Genomic DNA, 19,833 nt, shown 5'->3' with positions numbered 1-19,833 from the left:
GACGGGTACGCGGTCGGAACACCTTGCCGGGCGGCGCGGCGCTTGCCCGGCCTACTGAGCTTGCACCGACCTGCCGTACCCCAGGCCCGGTAAGGCGCAGCCGCCACCGGGCATCATGACGAGTATGCGGTCGGAACGCTTTGCCGGGCGGCGCTGCGCTTGCACCGGCCTACTGAGCTTGCACCGGCCTGCCGTACCCCAGGCCCGGTAAGGCGCAGCCGCCACCGGGCATCAGGACGGGTACGCGGTCGGAACACCTTGCCGGGCGGCGCGGCGCTTGCCCGGCCTACAACGCCCGAGGCCCCAGTACCGTAGGCCCGGTAAGGCGTAGCCGCCACCGGGCAATCACACCGTACTCAGCTTTCGTTGACTATTTCCGGGCGCTGGAAACGGCGCAGCTCGCGTAGCAGCCCCACCAGCAGCACGCCGACGAGGGCCAGCGCCCAGCCGCTGGCGCTGGCGGAAGCGACCGGCGTCATCACCGCCCCTAACCCGCCGAGCAGCGCCGCGCCGATGGCGTCGCCGGTAACGTTTTGCGCGGTCCACAGACCGTTAATTCGCCCGAGCATATGTTCCGGCGTCTGGGTCTGGATCAGGGTGTACTGCAGCAGCGAGCTAATAGCGCTCAGCCAGCCAAACAGCGCCAGGCACAGCGCGCCCAACGCCCAGTGCGGCATCAGGCTGAACAGCGCAATGGCGACAAAGGAGCACACCGTCGTCGCCAGCATCAGCGCACCCGGCCGCACGGTCTGGGCCAGCTGGCCGCTGGTCAACGCCCCCAGCGCCGCGCCGAGCGGGATCGCGGCGTACAGCAGGCCAATCTGCCCTGCCGACATCTGCCAACTCCCGGCCAGCGCCGGATAGAGGACCCGCACCGCGCTGGCCATGGTCAGCAGGCCGCCGAGCAGCGCAATCCCGCCGATAAGCGGACTCTGGCAGAGGAAGGTCAGCCCTGCCAGCAGGGAACGCAGCGGATGCTCGCGCGGCTGCGGAGGCGGCGGCAGCTGTGGCAGACGCAGCAGGGTTAAGGTGGTGATAAAGGTCCCCGCCGCCGCCAGGCCGAAATTCCAGGCCACGCCGCCGGAGGCCAGCAGCAGGCCGCCGATCATCGGCGAAATCACCGAGCCCAGGCGCACCGTGAGCATAGTGATGGCCCCGGCCTGCATCAGATTTTCCCGCCCCACCAGCGCCGGCGTCGCCGCCAGCAGCGCGGTCACCCCCAACGAGGCGAAGAACCCATCCCAGATCCCCAGCAGGTAGATCGCCGCCAGCGACGGCTCCGGCAGCAGGGCGTTCAGACACAGGCCGACAAAGCCCACGCCGCAGGTGCCGCGCGCCAGCAGGATCAGGCGTTTGCGCTCATAGCGGTCGGCCAGTACCCCCCCCACCATCAGGCCAATAAACATCGACGCGCCGGTCAGCGTCACCGACAACCCGACCTGCCAGGTCGAATGGGTCATCATCTGGATCTGCACCGGAATCGCCACGCCCAGCAGGCCAAGCGACAGAATAGAGATAAAGCGAGCGATAAAAACGGCGCGAAACGCCGGGTGAGTTTTCAGCAGGCTGAGGTTGAGCAGCCAGGATTGTCGGTTCATTACAGCGCCTTGTCGTTATTTTTAATACCCTTTTTACTGTGGGTCATGCTACCATAGCTGAATAAAATCGATAACGATAATTACTATCATTATCATATCAGGGATGTCAGTTATGTCGTTTTCTACGACCGCGGTACGCTCTGTCGCCGTGCCCGGATTGTTGCTGTTACTCGCCTTAGCCGCCGCGCTTAGCCTGACCATCGGCGCCAAATCGTTGCCGATCGGCACGGTATTCACCGCCTTTAGCGGAACCTGTCAAAGCGCCGACTGCACCATCGTGCTGGACGCGCGCCTGCCGCGCACCCTGGCCGGTCTGCTGGCCGGCGTCGCCCTCGGCCTCGCCGGCGCGCTGATGCAAACGCTCACCCGTAACCCGCTGGCCGACCCCGGCCTGCTGGGGGTCAACTCCGGCGCCAGCTTCGCCATCGTCCTCGGCGCGGCGCTGTTCGGGATCACCTCCCCGCAGGAGCAGCTGCTGCTGGCGTTTTGCGGCGCGCTCTGCGCCTCGCTGCTGGTGGCCTTCACCGGCAGCCAGGGTGGCGGCCAGCTGAGCCCGGTGCGCCTCACCCTCGCCGGGGTCGCCCTTGCGGCGGTACTGGAGGGGCTGTCCAACGGCATCGCCCTGCTCAACCCGGACGTCTACGATCAGCTGCGCTTCTGGCAGGCCGGTTCGCTGGATATCCGCACCCTGCAGACGCTGAAAATTGTCCTGCTGCCGGTGGCGATGGCGGGGATCGCCGCCCTGCTGCTGAGCCGGGCGCTTAACAGCCTGAGCCTCGGCAACGATACCGCCACCGCCCTCGGCAGCCGCGTCGCCCGCACCCAGTTGATCGGCCTGATCGTTATCACCGTCCTGTGCGGCAGCGCCACCGCCGTGGTCGGGCCGATCGCCTTTATCGGTCTGATGATGCCGCATATGGCGCGCTGGCTGGTGGGGGCCGATCATCGCTGGTCGCTGCCGGTCACCCTGCTCGCCACCCCGGCGCTGCTGCTGTTTGCCGACGTGATTGGCCGCCTGCTGGTGCCCGGCGAACTGCGGGTATCGGTGGTGAGCGCCTTTCTCGGCGCGCCGGTGCTGATCTGGCTGGTGCGGCGCCAGCCGCGCGGAGGTGGCCTGTGATTGCCCCGTCCCGCCGCCTGATAGCCAGCTGTCTGCTGCTGTTGGCCGCCAGCCTGTTGATTTCCCTGCTCGGGCTGGCGCAAGGCCCGGTGCCGCTAACGATTGACCAGGTCTTCTCCGCCCTGTTCGGCGACGCGCCGCGCAACGTCGCGATGGTGGTGAACGAATGGCGGCTGCCGCGGGTGTTAATGGCGCTGCTCATCGGCGCCGCGCTCGGCGTCAGCGGCGCCATTTTCCAGTCGCTGACCCGTAACCCGCTCGGCAGCCCGGACGTGATGGGCTTTAACACCGGCGCCTGGAGCGGCGTGCTGGTGGCGATGGTTCTCTTCGGCCAGAACCTGACGGCGATTGCCCTGGCGGCGATGGCCGGCGGGGTACTCACCTCGCTGGTGGTCTGGCTGCTGGCCTGGCGCAACGGGATCGAGACCTTTCGCCTGATTATTATCGGCATCGGCGTACGCGCCATGCTGGTAGCCTTCAACACCTGGCTGCTGCTGCGCGCCTCGCTGGAGACCGCCCTTTCTGCGGGCCTGTGGAACGCCGGATCGCTTAACGGCCTGACCTGGGGTAAAACCTGGCCGTCGGCGCCGCTGATCCTGCTGATGCTGGTGGGCAGCGCCCTGCTGGTTCGTCGGATGCGGCTGCTGGAGATGGGCGACGATACCGCCTGCGCGCTGGGCGTGCAGGTTGAGCGTTCGCGCCTGCTGCTGATGCTGGTGGCGGTGGTGCTCACCGCCGCCTCGACGGCGCTGGCCGGGCCCATCTCATTTATCGCGCTGGTGGCGCCGCACATCGCCCGCCGCCTGAGCGGCACGGCCCGCTGGGGATTGAGCCAGTCGGCCCTGTGCGGCGCGCTGCTGCTGGCGCTGGCCGATTACGGCGCCCAGCGGCTGTTTATGCCCTGGCAGCTGCCGGTGGGCGTACTAACCGTCAGCCTCGGCGGTATTTACCTTATTGCATTGTTGATTCAGGAGTCCCGCAAAAAATGAGTGCTGTCCCCTCCCGTTTGCGCGGCGAGCAGTTAACCCTGGCCTACGGGAACAAGACCATCGCCGAGTCGCTGAACGTGACCATCCCTGACGGCCACTTCACCGCCATTATCGGCCCCAACGGCTGCGGCAAGTCGACGCTGCTGCGCACCCTCAGCCGTCTGATGACGCCGGCCAGCGGCCATGTCTGGCTCGACGGCGCGCAGATCCAGCAGTACGCCAGTAAAGAGGTCGCCCGCCGCATCGGCTTGCTGGCGCAAAATGCCACCACTCCTGGCGATATTACGGTGCAGGAGCTGGTGGCCCGCGGGCGCTACCCGCACCAGCCGCTGTTCACCCGCTGGCGCAAAGAAGATGAAGCGGCGGTGAATAATGCGATGCGGGCCACCGGGATCAGCGACCTGGCGCTGCAGAGCGTCGATACGCTTTCCGGCGGCCAGCGGCAGCGGGCGTGGATTGCGATGGTGCTGGCCCAGGAGACGGCGATTATGCTGCTGGATGAGCCGACCACCTGGCTGGACATCAGCCATCAGATCGACCTGCTGGAGCTGTTGAGCGAGCTGAATCGCGAGAAGGGCTATACCCTGGCGGCGGTGCTGCACGATCTTAACCAGGCCTGCCGCTACGCCACCCACCTGATCGCCCTGCGCGACGGTAAGATCGTCGCCGAGGGGGCGCCGAAGGAGATCGTCACGGCGGATCTGATTGAACGGATTTACGGTCTGCGCTGCACGATCATTGAGGATCCGGTGGCGCATACGCCGCTGGTGGTGCCGCTGGGCCGCCGGTAATTTCCCCTTTCCCCGGCTTGCGCGACGCTGAGCCGGGCTACCTGCTGTAGCCCGAACTCAACCGTTATCCCAGAATCTCCCTGACCACCGGGCCGATGGCTTCAAAGGCCTGCGGGGAGATAATGTCGACGTGGGCGCAGTTCTGGCTGAACACCTCCAGCTCGCCCACCCACGGGCCCCATACGACCTGCGGATCCATCCCCGCCTGCCGCGTCTTCTCCGCCACGAACAGCGTTGCCTTGCCGTCAAACTTCGCGCTGTGCGCGGTGGTTAACAGCCGCACCGCGTCGGCATAGTTGCCTTCGATGGCGCTGAACAGCTCGCCGGAGGCTTGCCCCTGCTGGGCGGCGAGGAACGCTTCGCGCTCGCGGGCAATTTCCGCCAACACCGCCGGATCCAGCCCGTTCGCCTCTTTCTCCGCCCAGTTTTGCGTCTCCGGCGGCCAGGTATCCAGCAGGCCGAGGAAGGCCACCGCTTCGCCGCGCTGGCGCAAGCGGGCGGCAATGCCCTGGGCTAAGGTACCGCCGAGCGAATAGCCGAACAGGTAATAAGGACCGTGCGGCTGCTGCGCCAACAGCGTTTGCAGATGATGCTCGCACACCTCGTCGAGGCTGGCGGCGCCGGCCATCGGCCCCTGCGGGCGCGGCGACTGAATACCGGTAATCGACCAGCGCGGGCTGAGATAGCGCGCGAGCACGCTGAACTGCCAGGCGAAGCCGGAGGCCGGATGGAAACAGAACAGCGTTGGGCCGTCGCTCTCGCGCAGCGGCAGAAGCGCATCCAGCCCCAGGCGCTGAGCCTGCTCATCGCTGAGATCGGCGGCCAGCAGCGCGCTCAGTTTGCCCACCGTCGAGGCCACCATCACCTGCCCCGGGGTCACCTGCCGCGCCAGCTGGCGGCTGAGCTGCGCCGCCAGGCGCATCGCCAGCAGCGAATGGCCGCCGAGGGCGAAGAAATCGGCGTCGATATCATTCACCTCGCAGCCCAGCAACTGACTGAAGGCGGCGGCGACAACGGTTTCCATCCCGGGCTCCGGCGGCCGGCCGCTGCGCTCGCCGCCGAGGGTCGGCAGCGGCAGCGCTTTGCGGTCCAGTTTGCCATTGGCGCTGAGCGGCAGGTCGGGGAGCTGCATCAGCACCACCGGGACCATATGCGGCGGCAGCTGTTCCGCCAGCCGCGCTTTCAGCGCCGCGGTATCCAGCGGCAGGCCGGAGTCAGAGACCAGATAGCCCACCAGCTGCCGGGCATCGCCGCCGGTCGCCGCCGCCTGGTTGAAGACACAGGCGTGACTCACCGCCTGCGCCACGTCCGGCAGGGCCGACATCACCCGGTCAATCTCGCCAAGCTCGATGCGCTGCCCGCGGATCTTCAGCTGATCGTCGCTGCGGCCAAGATACTCCACCGCGCCGTTCGCCAGCCAGCGCGCCACGTCGCCGGTGCGATACATCCGCTCGCCGGGGGCAAACGGGTCGGCGATAAAGCGGCTGGCGGTGAGGTCCGGACGCCCCAGATAGCCCTGCGCCAGCTGAATGCCGGTGAGATAGAGATCCCCGGCCACCCCCGGCGGCACCGGGCGCATCGCGGCATCAAGAATGCGCAGCCCGGTGTTCCATACCGGCCAGCCAATCGGCACGCTGCTGCCAGTCACCTCCGCCAGCTCAGGCCCGCAGGCCGGATACCAGCTGACGTCCACCGCCGCTTCCGTCGGGCCGTACAGGTTATGCAGCGGCGCGCCGGTCAAGCGCTCCCATTCGCGGCACAATTCTGTCGGCAGCGCTTCGCCGCTGCAGAATACCCGCCGCAGCGTGCGGCAGGCGGCCACGCTGTCGGCATCCAGCGAGGCGACAAACGCCGCCAGCATCGACGGCACAAAGTGGGTGGTGGTCACGCCGTAGTGGGCGAAGAACTGCTGCATCGCCTGCGGGTCGCGGTGCGCCTCCGGCTCGGCCATCACCAGCTGCGCGCCGGCGATAAACGGCCACCAGAACTCCCACACCGAAACGTCAAAACTGCACGGCGTTTTCTGCGCCACCACGTCGTCGGCAGATAACGTATAACGATCCAGCATCCACAGCAGGCGGTTGACGATGGCGGTCTGGCCGACCATCACCCCTTTTGGCCGCCCGGTGGAGCCAGAGGTAAAGATGATATAGGCGGTATGCTCCGGTTTTGACAGCGCCAGCGGCGCGTCATCCGCAACGGCCAGCGGCTGCTGGTAGCAGAGGCTCTCCAGCCCGGGGATATCGCTGAAGCGGGCCAGCTGATCCTCCGTGGCGATCAGCAGCGACGGCCGGGCGTCTTCCAGCATCATCCGCAGGCGGTCGTCCGGGTAGCCAGTGTCCAGCGGCAGCCAGGCGGCTCCCGCTTCGACAATGCCATGCAGCGCCAGGGTCAGGAACACCGAGCGCGGCAGGGCCACCGCCACGCTGTCGCCCGGCTTCACGCCTCGCTGACGCAGCAGCTGCGCGAGCGCCACCACCTGCTGACGCATCTCACGATAGCTGAACTGCCAGTTAGCATCCGCCAGCGCCGGGGCATCCGGGGTCTTCCGCGCCTGGTCGGCCACCAGCGCGCTGAGGGTGGTGGCGGGCAGCGGCATAGCGGTATCGTTGACCGCCGCCAGCCGGGCCTGCTCGTCGGCGGAGAGCATCTCCGCTTCGCCGCAGCGTAGCGTCGGATCGGCGGCAAACTGCGCCAGCAGCGCGGTCAGTCGCGCCATGTGGCGACGCAGCTCGGCTTCATCGTACCGGGCCTTGTTAGCGAGGATCTCCAGCGACAGCCCGCCGGTCTCATCCGGGAACAGCGCCAGCTCGAGATCGTTGACCGGGCCGGTGGCGAGGGTGTGAGTCACCGCCTCGACGCCGTCGATATCCACCTGGTAATCAAAGACTTTGACGTTCAGCACCGGGCCGAACAGCGGTTCGTCCCCGGCCGCTTTGCCGCTGTCGCGGACGATCTGCTCGGCGTCATAGCGCTGATGGCGGCGCATCTTTTTCAGCTGCGCGGCGAGGCGCATCGCCAGGTCCGCCAGCGTCTCCTGGGCGTCAATATGCACCGCCAGAGGCAGGACGTTGAGCACCGGCCCCGTCGAGGTCAGCGCCGCTGAGCCCATCCGGCGCATAAAGATAAAGCCCGCCGCGTAGTCCATCCGGTTGCACAGGCGGCCCAGCCACAGCGTGGTGAGCGCCAGCGCCAGGTCAGCGGGCTGACACTGCGGCGCATGGCCGGCCAGGCGGCGGAAGGCGTCGGCGTTCATCGCCAGCTTCATCCGCCAGATATCGCTCCCGGCGGCGCGCCCGCCCAGCGGGGCGGCAGAGAGCGAGGCGGGAGCCGGTAACGCCTGGCGCTGGGCCTGCCAGAAGGCTTTATCCCTCTGCCAGGCCTCGCTGCCGGCGTAGCGCTGGTACTCGTCCACCACTTCGGCAAAGGGGGTGAAAGGCGATTCCGGGGTGGTTTCTCCACGCTGCCAGGCGCGGTAAATGGCGGCGATCTGTCGGGTAATCGCCGGGAAACTGAAGCCATCCACCAGCAAGTGGTGATAGCGCTGATACCAGTACCAGTGGTCGTCGCCGACGCGCAGCAGCTGATGGCACACCAGCGGGTTGCCGCCATCGACGCGCAGATCCTGCGCCAGATCCGCCTGCATCCGCTCCGTGGCGGCGCGGTGCGGATCCGGCGCCGTACGCAGGTCAACGATCGGCGGTTCGCCAAAGGTGCGTTCCGCCGCCAGCCACTGCCAGACTTCCCCTTCCTCTTCCTCAAAGCGCAGGCTGAGGGTATCCGCCTGCTGCAGCCCGGCGACAATCGCCTTACCCAGCAGCGCCGGGTCGAGCGCGCCGCGCAGTTCAACATAGTGGGCCACGCTCCAGGCGCCAGGCAGAGTGGAGAGGCGCTCGGCCATCCAGATCCCCGGCTGCGCGGCAACCAGCGGTAAACGAGTGGTCATGGTCAGCTCCTTATGCCGCATGATGGGCGGGGGTCAGTGTCGGCCAGTTGGCCGCCAGCCAGGCGTTGCACGCCTCGACCGACTGCGGAGGGCACACCACCGTCCAGCCGGCAGGCAGCGCGCAATGCCCCGGCCACAGGCTGAACTGCCGCTGGTCATTGCGCAGAATGTAAAACTGCCCTTGCGGATTGTCGAAGGGGTTACTGAATTGCATATCAAACTCCTGTCGTAAAGCGCTGTGCTAAGGGGGCGACAGCAGAGGCTGCCAGAGCTGGATCAGCCCCGCCGTCAGCCCGCCGCGCCAGCAAAGCGCATCATGCCCGCCGTCAACCTGACGCCAGAAAATCGTCTGCTGCGTTGTGGTAAGTTGCGCCAGCAGCGCCTGGTTGGCGCGAAAAATAATCGGTTCACGCTGGCCCGCCTCCAGCCAGATGCGCAGCCCGGCCGAGGACGCCTCGCCCTGGCGGAGACGTTCGCCGATAAAGCCCGTCCCGCTGCCATCGCGATGCGGCCACCAGTAGGAGCCTGACTGGCTGAGCACGCAGCCAAAGCGCTGCGGCCAGTTGAGGGCGGCGAACATTGCCGCCAGGCCGCCGAAGCTTTGCCCGGCCACCACCGTCCGCTCCGGGCGGTCGCTGAACGGGACGTGACCGCGGACCAGCGGCAGGAGCTCCTCCTGCACCGCCAGCCAGAAATCGCGATGACAGGGCAGCTCAACCCCGCGGCGCTGGTTGTCGATCGCGTCGATCAGCAGGTAGACCGCCGGCGGCAGCCTCCCCTCGCGGGTCAGCGCGGCCAGCGGCGACCACACCGGCATGCTTTCGGCCCAGAACTGGCCGTCAAGCAGGATCGCCAGGGGCCGCGTTTGCGGGTCGACGGCCTCGCCGGGGGTGTAGATCCAGACCCGGCGATGGTTGCCCAGACGCGCGCTGCGCCACTCAAGGCAACGGGCGGGAGGATGCGCCTCATTAAGCTGATCCCAGCCGGGCTGCGCCGGCGCCTGCGGCATCTCCAGGGCGGAGACGCCATGGCCGCGTCCGCCCCGCCAGCTGTGCGGGTTCAGCGGATCGGCTATCGCCCGCGGCAGCAGTTTGCGCCAGCCTTCGCGCAGCAGCGCGCGGTCCGGCTTATCGGCGCTGAACACCTCAGGGGAAAAATCATCGTCACGGTCGGAGGGAATAAAGCAGTAGCTGCCGCGCCAGGTCGGCGACAGCGTGGTTCGCCAGCACCAGGCGTCGGTCCCGGGCAGACGTTGCAGCGATTGCGGTCGCGCATTTTGATGGTGGTCGGTCACGCCGGTGATATAGAGCCATACCCGACGGCGTGGAGAACGCGTTTCATCCCCCGCCGGATCCCGCCACCAGAACGTCACCTCGATGGCGTCATCCACCGCCCGGGACTGCGGTCCCTGCAGAGTTCGCCACCACTCCTCGCTTCCTGTCGTTAACATTCAGTCATTAACCCTATGTATCGCGTGACTTTTTTAATTAATTGTCATTCTTTATTGATAATATTATTGATAACTATTTGCATTTGCAATAGCGTATTAGCGCGCCGTGGGAAGCGCGTCTTTCACAACACATGTCGAAGAGAGCTTATTCAGCTAGCAACGGAGTGCCTTTGCCCTCTTCCGGCAACATTTATGCCGCCTCCCCTCCCGGTGGGAAGGGGCGTTTGGGGAACGTGGCGACAAAAAAGCAGGAATAACAATGAATAACAGGATCAAATCCCTGGCCTTGCTGGTCAATCTGGGAATTTACGGGGTTGCTTTTCCGTTAAGCGCAGCGGAAACCGCCACCGACGATAAAAACAGCGCCGCGGAAGAGACCATGGTGGTCACCGCCGCCGAGCAGAACCTGCAGGCGCCGGGCGTCTCCACCATCACCGCCGATGAGATCCGCAAACGTCCGCCGGCGCGCGACGTCTCGGAGATCATTCGCACCATGCCGGGGGTCAACCTGACCGGCAACTCCACCAGCGGCCAGCGCGGGAATAACCGCCAGATTGATATCCGCGGCATGGGCCCGGAAAATACCCTGATCCTGATCGACGGCAAGCCGGTCACCAGCCGCAACTCCGTGCGTCTCGGCTGGCGCGGCGAGCGCGACACCCGCGGCGACACCAGCTGGGTGCCGCCGGAGATGATCGAACGCATCGAAGTGATTCGCGGCCCGGCCGCCGCCCGCTATGGCAACGGCGCCGCCGGCGGCGTGGTGAATATCATCACTAAAAAAACCGGCGATGAGTGGCACGGCTCCTGGAACACCTATATGAACGCCCCGGAGCACAAAGACGAAGGCTCCACCAAGCGCACCAACTTCAGCCTCAGCGGCCCGCTGGGCGGCGATTTCAGCTTCCGCCTGTTCGGTAACCTCGACAAAACCCAGGCCGACGCCTGGGACATCAACCAGGGCCATCAGTCCGAACGTACCGGGATCTATGCCGACACCCTGCCGGCCGGGCGCGAAGGGGTAAAAAATAAAAACATCGATGGTCTGGTGCGCTGGGAATTCGCCCCGATGCAGTCGCTGGAGTTTGAGGCCGGCTACAGCCGCCAAGGCAACCTCTATGCAGGCGACACCCAGAACACCAACTCCAACGACCTGGTAAAAGAGAACTACGGCAAAGAGACCAACCGTCTGTACCGCAACACCTACTCGGTCACCTGGAACGGCGCCTGGGACAACGGGGTGACCACCAGCAACTGGGCGCAGTACGAACGTACCCGCAACTCGCGCAAAGGCGAAGGCCTCGCCGGGGGGACCGAGGGGATCTTCAACAGCAACCAGTTTACGGATATCGATCTGGCGGATGTGATGCTGCACAGCGAAGTCAGCATCCCGTTCGACTATCTGGTTAATCAGAACCTGACGCTGGGCAGCGAGTGGAACCAGCAGCGCATGAAGGATAAGGCCTCCAACACCCAGGCGCTGTCGGGGGGAGAAATTCCGGGCTACGACAGCACCGGCCGCAGCCCCTACTCGAAGGCGGAGATCTTCTCCCTGTTCGCTGAGAACAACATGGAGCTGACCGACACCACCATGCTGACCCCGGCGCTGCGTTTCGATCATCACAGCATCGTCGGCAACAACTGGAGCCCGTCCCTCAATCTGTCTCAGGGCCTGTGGGACGACTTCACGCTGAAGATGGGTATCGCCCGTGCCTATAAAGCGCCGAGCCTGTATCAGACCAACCCGAACTACATTCTCTACAGCAAAGGCCAGGGCTGCTACGCCAGTAAAGACGGCTGCTATCTGCAGGGGAATGAAGATTTAAAAGCCGAGACCAGCATCAACAAAGAGATTGGCCTCGAGTTTAAACGCGACGGCTGGCTGGCGGGCGTCACGTGGTTCCGCAACGACTATCGCAACAAAATTGAAGCGGGCTACGCCCCGGTTTATCAAAATAATAAAGGCACCGACCTCTACCAATGGGAAAACGTGCCGAAAGCGGTGGTGGAAGGCCTGGAAGGTACGCTGAACGTCCCGGTGAGCGAGACCGTGAACTGGACCAACAACATCACCTACATGCTGCAGAGTAAGAATAAAGAGACCGGCGATCGGCTGTCGATTATCCCGGAATACACGCTGAACTCCACGCTGAGCTGGCAGGTACGCGATGACGTTTCGCTGCAGTCGACCTTTACCTGGTACGGCAAACAGGAGCCGAAGAAGTACAACTATAAGGGTCAACCGGTCACCGGCAGCGAGAAGAACGAGGTCAGCCCCTACAGCATCCTCGGCCTGAGCGCGACCTGGGACGTGACCAAATACGTTAGTCTGACCGGCGGCGTGGATAACGTCTTCGACAAGCGCCACTGGCGCGCGGGCAACGCCCAGACCACCGGGGGCGCCACCGGCACGATGTACGGCGCCGGCGCCGAGACCTACAACGAATCGGGCCGCACCTGGTATATGAGCGTCAACACCCACTTCTGATAGCGGGTTCTCCCTGCCCCGCCCTTGCAGGATAAAGGGCGGGGACAACCACGGTATTCTTGCCCTATGCGCATACATCACGCCCCCCTGCCGCTGGCCGGCTATACGCTGCAGCAGATCGATTTCGACCCGGCGACTTTCCAGCCTGAAGATCTGTTGTGGCTGCCCTACCACGCCAGCCTGAGCGGCTGGGGCCGCAAGCGGCAGGCGGAGCACCTGGCCGGGCGCATCGCCGCGGTGTACGCCCTGCGCGAGGTGGGAGAAAAACAGCCTCCCGCGATTGGCGATCGGCGCCAGCCGCTGTGGCCCGCGCCCTGGTTCGGTAGTATCAGCCACTGCGGCCAGCGCGCGCTGGCGGTGGTCGCTGACCGGCCGGTGGGCGTCGACATCGAGCGCCGGTTTACTCCACAGCTGGCGGCGGAGCTGGAGAGCAGCATTATCAACGAGGCGGAAAAAAAGGTGCTATTGCACAGCGGCCTGCCCTTCCCGCTGGCGCTGACGCTGGCCTTTTCGGCGAAAGAGAGTGGGTTTAAGGCGACGCCGACGGCAGGCCAGCGCGCGCTGGGGTTCACCGATTTTCAGATCGTGGAAATAACGGCAAGCACCTTAGCGCTTCGGTTTGCGGGGCAACGCTATCCGCTGTACTGGACAGCGTCGGAGGAGCAGGTCGTCACGCTTTGCGCATTGCAGCAGTAAACGCCCGCGCTTCACGCGACGGGCGTTCAGACCATCAGCCCCTGTTTTGCACCCGGGCGACGATGGCGGCGGCATCAAACCCGTGGTGTTGGCGCATCCAGCCGCGATCGGCGGCGGCGGCGTACTCCCCGTCCGGGATCCCCAACCGCTGCAGGGCAATGCCCACGCCCGCTTCCGCCAGCACCTCGGCCACCAGGCTGCCCAGCCCGCCGTTGACGTTATGCTCTTCGACGGTGATCACCGCTTTGCACGGCTTCAGCGCCGCCAGCAGCGCGGCGGTATCGCAGGGGCGGATCGACGGCACGCTGACCACTTTCGCCTGAACGCCGAGGTCGGCAAGCTGCTGCGCCGCCTCCACTACCTCATGCACCGTCGAACCGGTGGCTACCAGTGCGACGTCCTCTCCTTCGCGCAGAGTCAGCACGGCGCCGGGTACAAAGCGATACGACTCGTCAAGCAGCTCCGGCAGCGCCTTACCATCGAGGCGAATATAGACCGGCCCCTGATAAGCAAGGGCATAGTCGATAATCTGCCGACATTCGCGCGGCGTGGAGGGGGCGAAGATCTGGATATTGCCGAAGCCGCGCATCACCGCCAGATCGTCAATCGCATGGTGGGTGCTGGCCAGCGGACCGTAGCTGGCCCCGGCGTTAAGGCCAAACAGCTTCACGTTGGTGTTGTTGTAACAAACATCCACTTTGATTTGCTCATTGGCCCGCGAAATAAGAAACGGCGCGGCGTTACAGGTCACCGCCACTTTGCCGCCCAGCGCCAGACCGGCGGCGGTGCCGACCATACTCTGCTCAGCGATGCCGACGTTCACCAGCCGGCCGGGAAATTGCTTAATAAAGGGGGCGATTTTGGCCGTCGACGTGGAGTCGGCCACCACCGGCACCAGATCGACACCGCTTTCCACGGCGGCGATAAAGGCCTCGACCATGACGTTAGCCAGGTGTTCTGCATTACTCATCTTTCAGTTCCTCCAGCGCCAGAGCGATCTCTTCACCTTTCGGCACCCGGTGGTGCCACTCCGGGCGCCCCTGGATAAAGGAGATCCCCGCGCCTTTCGTGGTGTTGGCAATAATGACGTTTGGTTTACCCTTCTGCTGCAGCCCCTCGATGGCCGCGACCACCGAGGCCATATCGTTACCCTGGCATTCGCTGACCTCCATGCCGAAGGCGCGCCATTTGTCGGCCAGCGGATCGGTATTCATGATTTCGCGCGTCGGCCCGGCCAGCTGGAGGTTGTTCTTATCATTAATAATGACCAGGTTATCCAGCCCGTAGTGCGCCGCCGCCAGGGCGGCTTCCCAGTTACTGCCTTCCGCCAGTTCACCATCGCCGGTGATCAAAAAAATGCGGCGGGTGCTGTTGCTTTTCTTCGCGGCCAGCGCCAGCCCCACCGCAACAGGCAAACCGTGGCCCAGCGCGCCGGTGTTCAGCTCAATACCCGGCGTTTTCTGCCGCACCGGGTGGCCAGGGAGATGGGAATTGGCATGCTGGTAAGTCTCCAGCCACTCCACCGGGAAGAAGCCGGCTTCCGCCAGGACGCAGTAGTAGCAGCCCACTGCGTGGCCTTTCGACTGGATGTAGATATCGCGCTGCGGGTCGTCGAGCCGATCCGCCGCCACGTTGAGGACCCGGAAATAGAGCGCGGTTAACAGTTCGACCTGCGAAAGGTCGGCCCCGGTGTGGCCGCCGGCCGGACTATTGGCGTTTAAGCGCACAATGTGGCGCCGCACCGCGCGGGCTTTACGCTCCAGCGTCTGAATATCAAATCTGTAGGGATTCATTTCACACCTCTGAATTTATTTTCAGCATGGAATATTTATTCCAGCAAGAACTAAAAAAACCAGATATCCCTATGCCGGGTGGTAAGCCTTCTGCCACAGCGCCCTACTCAGGAACATTCTGCCTCCCGCTCCGGACTTAGCCCGGAGAAACACATTGACTTGAAATCTCCTTGAATATATATTCAATGATGATTCTTTATTCGATTATGACCTGGCTGTTTTGTTTTTGTCCATAGTCGATTTTGAGGATTGGCAAAAGTTAGACGCCTGTCACACTTAAGTGTGATTTTTTTTCGCGTATGATAGAAGCCTCTATACCCTAAATAAAATGGCTGCCGCTAAGCGCCTGAACACAGGCGATAAATGATTTTCGAGGATTAATATGGCTAAGCAGGATGAACAACGGCTATTGGTTAAGATTGCCACGCTTTACTACCTGGAAGGACGAAAGCAGTCTGATATCGCCCAACTTCTCTCGCTCTCACAGTCATTTGTCTCCCGCGCCATCACCCGCTGCCAGAAAGAGGGCGTCGTCAAGATCAGCGTCGTACAGCCGTCAAACATTTTTCTGAAGCTCGAAAAAGGGCTTGAGGATCGCTACGGTCTTAAGCAGGCGGTGGTGGTGGATACCGAAGAAGAGGCCAGCGATCACACCATTAAGCGGGCGATTGGCTCCGCCGCCGCCCACTATCTGGAAACCCGTCTGCGGCCAAAAGATCTGATTGGCGTCTCCTCCTGGAGCTCAACCATTCGCGCGATGGTCGATGAAGTTCATGCGCAGAACCTGAAGGCCAGCGGCGTGATCCAGCTGCTCGGCGGCGTCGGGCCCAACGGTAACGTGCAGGCGACGATTCTTACCCAGACCCTCGCCCAGCGCCTGAACTGCGACGCCTGGCTGCTGCCGTCGCAGAGCATTGAGGGATCCATGGAGGAGCGCAACCGGCTGCTGGCCAGCAAGGACGTCGCGGACGTGGTGTCGCGCTTTGACGAGGTGGATATCGCCATCGTCGGCATCGGCATTCTCGAACCCTCCCAGCTGCTGAAAACCTCCGGGAACTACTATCACGAAGATATGCTGCAGGTGCTGGCGGCGCGCGGCGCGGTGGGCGATATCTGCCTGCACTACTACGACAAAAACGGCCATCCGGTGTTACGCGATGATGAAGATCCGGTGATCGGCATGGCGCTGGAAAAGGTCAAAAAATGCCCGAACGTCGTCGCGCTGGCCGGTGGCACTGACAAAGTCGCGGCCATCAAAGGCGCCCTTACCGGCGGCTACATTGACGTTTTAATCACCGATTATCCTACCGCCCGCATGCTGGTCAGCGACTAACCTGCCGCGCTGTTTTTCCTCTCTGCCGCCCTGACGTGCTTTTTTAACCTCAGGGCTGGCTCTGTTAATACGTTTAAATTCAATAATTTAGTCAACCAACCCAGCCGCCTGCCGCCGCTTTTGCCGATCGGCGAAATGTGATTGCCAGCACAATTGATGATTTTTCCGGTAGCCCGTCACCGGGTTTGTGGCTTAAGGTATCAAATAAATAATCACTATCGAATATATATTCAGTGATTAAAAAGATGATAACGAAATGTCACATCATGGCCTGCGTAGACGCATGAGACGGTGGAAAAGATCCCGTCTCCGCTGTTCCAGGACACCGGGTGACCGAGGAGAGCACGATGCAGGCGACAGCAAAAGAGTTCATCATTGCCCTGGATGAAGGCACCACCAACGCCAAAGCGGTGGTGCTGGATAGCCGGGGTAAGGTTATCGTCAAATTCTCGCAGCCGCTGGCGATCCAAACGCCGCGCGACGGCTGGGTGGAGCAGTCGGGCGAGGCGCTGGTGGCCGCCTCGCTGGCGGTGATCGCCAGTGCGATAGCCCACGTCGGCGCGGAAAACGTCGCCGCGCTGGCCATCAGCAACCAGCGGGAAACCGCCATCGGCTGGTATCGCGACAGCGGCGAACCGATTAACGCGGCCATCACCTGGCAATGCACCCGCAGCGCCGCGTTCTGCGACACGCTGCGTCACGATCGTCAGGAACAGCGGATTAAACAGGCCACTGGCCTGCCGATCGCCCCGCTGTTCTCGGCCTCCAAAATGCGCTGGCTGCTGGATGCGACTGCCGATGGCCACCTGCGCGCCGAACGCGGCGAGATTTGCCTCGGCACCATCGACAGCTGGCTGCTGTGGAATCTGACCGCCGGAGACGCCTTCTGCTGCGACTACTCCAATGCCGCCCGCACCCAGTTGTTGAATCTGCACCGCGGCGAGTGGGACGACGAGATGCTGGCGCTGTTCGGCATTCCGCGCGCGGCGTTACCAGAAATTAAACCGTCGAGCGGCCTCTTCGGCCATACCAAAGGGCTGGCCGCCATTCCGGACGGTATTCCCATTATGGCGATGATCGGCGACTCCCACGCGGCGCTGTTCGGCCACGCGCTCGGCGAAGCGGGCTGCGTGAAAGCCACTTACGGCACCGGTTCATCGGTGATGGCGCCAGTCAAATCGGCGCAGTGCGATATCGAGGCGCTGGCGACCACTGTCGCCTGGCACGATGGCGACCAGCTGGTGTGGGGTCTGGAAGGTAATATTCCCCACACCGGCGATGCCGTCGCCTGGATGGCGGACAGCACTGGCCTGAGCGAGCTCTCTGCCGCCGAGCTGGCCCATGAGCTGAACACCCTTCCCGCCTCCGTTGATTCGACCCTCGGGGTGTACTTCGTGCCGGCGCTGACCGGCCTCGGCGCCCCCTGGTGGGACGACAGCGCCCGCGGCGTGATCTGCGGCCTGAGTCGCGGGGTGAAACGCGCGCATCTGATCCGCGCGGCGCTGGAATCCATCACCTATCAGATTGCCGACGTGGTGGTGGCGATGCGGCAACATGAAGAGTTTACCCTGACGGCGCTGATGGTGGACGGCGGGCCGACCAACAATGACTGGCTGATGCAATACCAGGCCGATCTGCTCGGCTGCCCGGTGATGCGCAGCGACGTACCGGAGCTGTCCGCCATCGGCGCAGCGTTGCTGGCGCGCAAAGCGCTCCATCCGGGGTCGACCGCCGACCTGCAGGCCTTCTTAACCGAACACAGCACCTTTCAGCCCGACATGGCCCGCCACCAGCGCTTGCAAACTCGCTGGCAGGAGTGGCGCCATGCGGTCGACCGAACATTATGGAAACCGGACTCGCCAGCCTGACCGCCGGACTGCGCGACGACATGCATTCACTTATTACAGGAGAAACCCGGCCCATAACGATATCGCTATCCCTGAATGTATTCAGGGGAAATTTCAGACCGTAAAAGCCTGCCCGCTCAGGGGCTCATTTGTTCGAATATAAAAATACAGGAACAGAGTCATGAAATTACGTAAAACCCTTTTAACCGCTGCTACCCTGACCGCCTTATCCTTTGCCGCGCACGCCGCGGAGAAAGGCACCATTATGATCATGGTCAACTCGCTGGATAACCCGTATTACGCCTCGGAAGCCAAAGGCGCCAGTGAAAAAGCGCAAGCTCTCGGCTATAAAACCACCGTGCTGTCCCATGGCGAAGATGTCAAAAAGCAGAATGAGCTTATCGACACCGCCATTGGTAAAAAGGTGCAGGGCATTATTCTTGATAACGCCGACTCCACCGCCAGCGTCGCCGCCATTGAAAAGGCCAAAAAAGCCGGCATTCCGGTGGTCTTAATTAACCGTGAAATTCCGGTTGATGATGTGGCGCTGGAACAAATTACCCACAATAACTTCCAGGCCGGCTCCGAGGTCGCCAACGTCTTCGTCGAGAAAATGGCGGAGAAAGGCAAATACGCCGAGCTGACCTGCAACCTCGCCGATAATAACTGTGTCACCCGTTCTAAATCTTTCCATCAGGTCATTGACCAGTATCCGGATATGGTCAGCGTAGCCAAACAGGATGCCAAAGGCACCCTGATCGACGGCAAGCGCATCATGGACAGCATTCTGCAGGCTCACCCGGACGTGAAAGGCGTGATCTGCGGCAACGGGCCGGTGGCCCTCGGCGCGATTGCGGCGCTGAAGGCGGCCAACCGCAGCGATGTGATCGTCGTCGGCATCGACGGCAGCAACGATGAGCGCGACGCCGTGAAGGCCGGCACCCTGCAGGCGACCGTGATGCTGCAGGCGCAGGCCATCGCCGCTCAGGGCGTCACCGATCTGGATAATTACCTGCAAAAAGGCGAAAAGCCGGCTAAACAGCGCGTGATGTTCCGCGGCATCCTGATTACTCAGGATAACGCCGATAAAGTCCAGGATTTCAACATTAAGTCCTGAGTTCGGGTGGTTGCGCCCCTGCGGGGGCGCAGAGGAGAGCATTATGTTTAAGAAAACCTGTCTGACGCTGGCCGTGCTGGCGCTTGGGGGCTGTCGCATCGTCTCGCAGCAGGAGCTGGCAGACCTGAAATCGCCGCCCAACCCGCATATGGCAAATATGGATAAAACCTGGCAGCAGAGCATCGTACCGCAGGTGGTGACGAAAGCGCGCCCGGCGGCGGAATTGATGAGCGCGCTCAAGGCGGCAAAAGACATTGATAGCGCCTGCAAAACCCTCGGCTACCGCGCGCAGGACGAAAACCCCTGCATCTTCTACGTCAAGGTTTCAGGTACTGTCAGCAAACTCGATACCGCCTCGCGCAGCGGCAAGATGACCCTGTCCGACCCCAGCGTCGGCAAGGTGACGGTGCAGATTGGCCCCACCCTGCGCGGCACCCAGCTGCGCGACGGCTACAGCGGCGCCAGCTATCAGGACTTTAATGACCAGGTGCTGTTCGGCGAGTACAGCAAGAATATCAACAGCCAGGCAGTCAAAATGATTCAGACCGCCAACCTCAAAACCGGCGACAGCGTGGAGGTCTACGGCGTCTTCTCGGCCTGGGATATTCCGCCAACTCTCCCGGAAATTACCCCGGCGAAAATCGTTCACGCGGGGGGGCAATAAT

At 63.3% G+C, this 19,833-nt stretch carries 15 protein-coding genes; 9 read left to right on the top strand and 6 right to left on the bottom strand.

What is annotated here, in order from left to right:
* Window positions 1-356 precede the first annotated feature (356 nt).
* Window positions 357-1,598, bottom strand: coding sequence for an enterobactin transporter EntS (gene entS / locus ABLX76_RS23345; protein WP_048334354.1), 1,242 nt, complete (start codon window positions 1,596-1,598; stop codon window positions 357-359).
* Between the two features lie 112 nt (window positions 1,599-1,710).
* Between entS and fepD the strand changes: the two genes are divergently transcribed.
* The 3 genes from fepD to fepC are packed head-to-tail and all read left to right on the top strand — an operon-like array spanning window position 1,711 to window position 4,498.
* Window positions 1,711-2,718 (top strand): Fe(3+)-siderophore ABC transporter permease, encoded by a 1,008-nt coding sequence (gene fepD / locus ABLX76_RS23340; protein WP_023288781.1) that lies wholly within the window; start codon window positions 1,711-1,713, stop codon window positions 2,716-2,718.
* A complete protein-coding gene (fepG, locus tag ABLX76_RS23335) occupies window positions 2,715-3,707 on the top strand; it encodes an iron-enterobactin ABC transporter permease (RefSeq protein WP_065882562.1) in 993 nt (330 codons plus the stop codon). The genes fepD and fepG overlap by 4 nt, the downstream gene beginning before the upstream one ends.
* Entirely contained in the window at window positions 3,704-4,498 is a 795-nt protein-coding gene (fepC, locus tag ABLX76_RS23330; RefSeq protein ID WP_032455067.1) for an iron-enterobactin ABC transporter ATP-binding protein, read from the top strand. Before fepG ends, fepC begins: the two co-directional genes overlap by 4 nt.
* Before the next feature lie 64 nt (window positions 4,499-4,562).
* Here fepC and entF read toward each other — a convergent pair whose 3' ends face one another.
* The 3 genes from entF to fes are packed head-to-tail and all read right to left on the bottom strand — an operon-like array spanning window position 4,563 to window position 9,894.
* Window positions 4,563-8,444, bottom strand: a complete 3,882-nt coding sequence (gene entF, locus ABLX76_RS23325) for an enterobactin non-ribosomal peptide synthetase EntF (protein WP_348875358.1) — start codon at window positions 8,442-8,444, stop codon at window positions 4,563-4,565.
* A gap of 10 nt (window positions 8,445-8,454) precedes the next feature.
* Window positions 8,455-8,658, bottom strand: a complete 204-nt coding sequence (locus ABLX76_RS23320) for an MbtH family NRPS accessory protein (protein ID WP_032455062.1) — start codon at window positions 8,656-8,658, stop codon at window positions 8,455-8,457.
* Window positions 8,659-8,685: 27 nt separating this feature from the next.
* A complete protein-coding gene (gene fes / locus ABLX76_RS23315) occupies window positions 8,686-9,894 on the bottom strand; it encodes an enterochelin esterase (protein WP_348875357.1) in 1,209 nt (402 codons plus the stop codon).
* Between the two features lie 259 nt (window positions 9,895-10,153).
* Between fes and fepA the strand changes: the two genes are divergently transcribed.
* Both fepA and entD read left to right on the top strand, forming a co-directional pair.
* Window positions 10,154-12,382 carry a siderophore enterobactin receptor FepA gene (gene fepA, locus ABLX76_RS23310; protein WP_087826796.1) on the top strand — a complete coding sequence of 743 codons (2,229 nt, stop codon included), beginning with the start codon at window positions 10,154-10,156 and terminating at the stop codon, window positions 12,380-12,382.
* A 66-nt stretch (window positions 12,383-12,448) separates the two neighbouring features.
* Window positions 12,449-13,078, top strand: a complete 630-nt coding sequence (gene entD, locus ABLX76_RS23305) for an enterobactin synthase subunit EntD (protein ID WP_348875355.1) — start codon at window positions 12,449-12,451, stop codon at window positions 13,076-13,078.
* Window positions 13,079-13,112: 34 nt separating this feature from the next.
* Here the strand turns inward: entD and ABLX76_RS23300 are convergent, their stop codons facing one another.
* Together ABLX76_RS23300 and ABLX76_RS23295 are read right to left on the bottom strand one after the other, a co-directional pair.
* The gene (locus ABLX76_RS23300) at window positions 13,113-14,048 is read right to left on the bottom strand and encodes a transketolase C-terminal domain-containing protein (protein ID WP_032455057.1); all 936 of its coding nucleotides are present in this window, start codon (window positions 14,046-14,048) and stop codon (window positions 13,113-13,115) included.
* The gene (locus ABLX76_RS23295; protein WP_032455056.1) at window positions 14,041-14,871 is read right to left on the bottom strand and encodes a transketolase; all 831 of its coding nucleotides are present in this window, start codon (window positions 14,869-14,871) and stop codon (window positions 14,041-14,043) included. Before ABLX76_RS23295 ends, ABLX76_RS23300 begins: the two co-directional genes overlap by 8 nt.
* A gap of 382 nt (window positions 14,872-15,253) precedes the next feature.
* Here ABLX76_RS23295 and ABLX76_RS23290 point away from each other — a divergent pair, with 382 nt between their 5' ends.
* From ABLX76_RS23290 to ABLX76_RS23275, 4 genes are all read left to right on the top strand, one after another.
* Window positions 15,254-16,204, top strand: a complete 951-nt coding sequence (locus ABLX76_RS23290) for a sugar-binding transcriptional regulator (protein ID WP_002893602.1) — start codon at window positions 15,254-15,256, stop codon at window positions 16,202-16,204.
* Window positions 16,205-16,551: 347 nt separating this feature from the next.
* Entirely contained in the window at window positions 16,552-18,072 is a 1,521-nt protein-coding gene (locus ABLX76_RS23285; protein WP_023288770.1) for an FGGY-family carbohydrate kinase, read from the top strand.
* Window positions 18,073-18,232: 160 nt separating this feature from the next.
* Window positions 18,233-19,168, top strand: coding sequence for a D-ribose ABC transporter substrate-binding protein (locus tag ABLX76_RS23280; protein ID WP_023288769.1), 936 nt, complete (start codon window positions 18,233-18,235; stop codon window positions 19,166-19,168).
* 43 nt (window positions 19,169-19,211) lie between these two features.
* Window positions 19,212-19,832: a DUF2291 domain-containing protein gene (locus tag ABLX76_RS23275; RefSeq protein WP_032455053.1), complete on the top strand. Its 621-nt coding sequence runs from the start codon at window positions 19,212-19,214 to the stop codon at window positions 19,830-19,832.
* The last annotated feature ends 1 nt before the right edge of the window (window position 19,833 follow it).

The sequence above is a fragment of the Klebsiella sp. JB_Kp004 genome (assembly GCF_040065795.1).
Classification (GTDB): domain Bacteria; phylum Pseudomonadota; class Gammaproteobacteria; order Enterobacterales; family Enterobacteriaceae; genus Klebsiella; species Klebsiella quasipneumoniae.
The sequence above is the reverse complement of the archived record's forward strand: the minus strand, read 5'-3'. Positions and strand labels throughout refer to the sequence as shown.

What these genes read in the sequence shown, in the direction of transcription:
- entS (WP_048334354.1), bottom strand. Translation starts at nt 1,598, where the DNA reads ATGAACCGACAATCCTGGCTGCTCAACCTCAGCCTGCTGAAAACTCAC.
- ABLX76_RS23320 (WP_032455062.1), bottom strand. Translation starts at nt 8,658, where the DNA reads ATGCAATTCAGTAACCCCTTCGACAATCCGCAAGGGCAGTTTTACATT.
- ABLX76_RS23275 (WP_032455053.1), top strand. Translation starts at nt 19,212, where the DNA reads ATGTTTAAGAAAACCTGTCTGACGCTGGCCGTGCTGGCGCTTGGGGGC.
- ABLX76_RS23295 (WP_032455056.1), bottom strand. Translation starts at nt 14,871, where the DNA reads ATGAATCCCTACAGATTTGATATTCAGACGCTGGAGCGTAAAGCCCGC.
- ABLX76_RS23285 (WP_023288770.1), top strand. Translation starts at nt 16,552, where the DNA reads ATGCAGGCGACAGCAAAAGAGTTCATCATTGCCCTGGATGAAGGCACC.
- ABLX76_RS23280 (WP_023288769.1), top strand. Translation starts at nt 18,233, where the DNA reads ATGAAATTACGTAAAACCCTTTTAACCGCTGCTACCCTGACCGCCTTA.
- entD (WP_348875355.1), top strand. Translation starts at nt 12,449, where the DNA reads ATGCGCATACATCACGCCCCCCTGCCGCTGGCCGGCTATACGCTGCAG.
- fepD (WP_023288781.1), top strand. Translation starts at nt 1,711, where the DNA reads ATGTCGTTTTCTACGACCGCGGTACGCTCTGTCGCCGTGCCCGGATTG.
- fepC (WP_032455067.1), top strand. Translation starts at nt 3,704, where the DNA reads ATGAGTGCTGTCCCCTCCCGTTTGCGCGGCGAGCAGTTAACCCTGGCC.
- entF (WP_348875358.1), bottom strand. Translation starts at nt 8,444, where the DNA reads ATGACCACTCGTTTACCGCTGGTTGCCGCGCAGCCGGGGATCTGGATG.
- fepA (WP_087826796.1), top strand. Translation starts at nt 10,154, where the DNA reads ATGAATAACAGGATCAAATCCCTGGCCTTGCTGGTCAATCTGGGAATT.
- ABLX76_RS23290 (WP_002893602.1), top strand. Translation starts at nt 15,254, where the DNA reads ATGGCTAAGCAGGATGAACAACGGCTATTGGTTAAGATTGCCACGCTT.
- ABLX76_RS23300 (WP_032455057.1), bottom strand. Translation starts at nt 14,048, where the DNA reads ATGAGTAATGCAGAACACCTGGCTAACGTCATGGTCGAGGCCTTTATC.
- fes (WP_348875357.1), bottom strand. Translation starts at nt 9,894, where the DNA reads ATGTTAACGACAGGAAGCGAGGAGTGGTGGCGAACTCTGCAGGGACCG.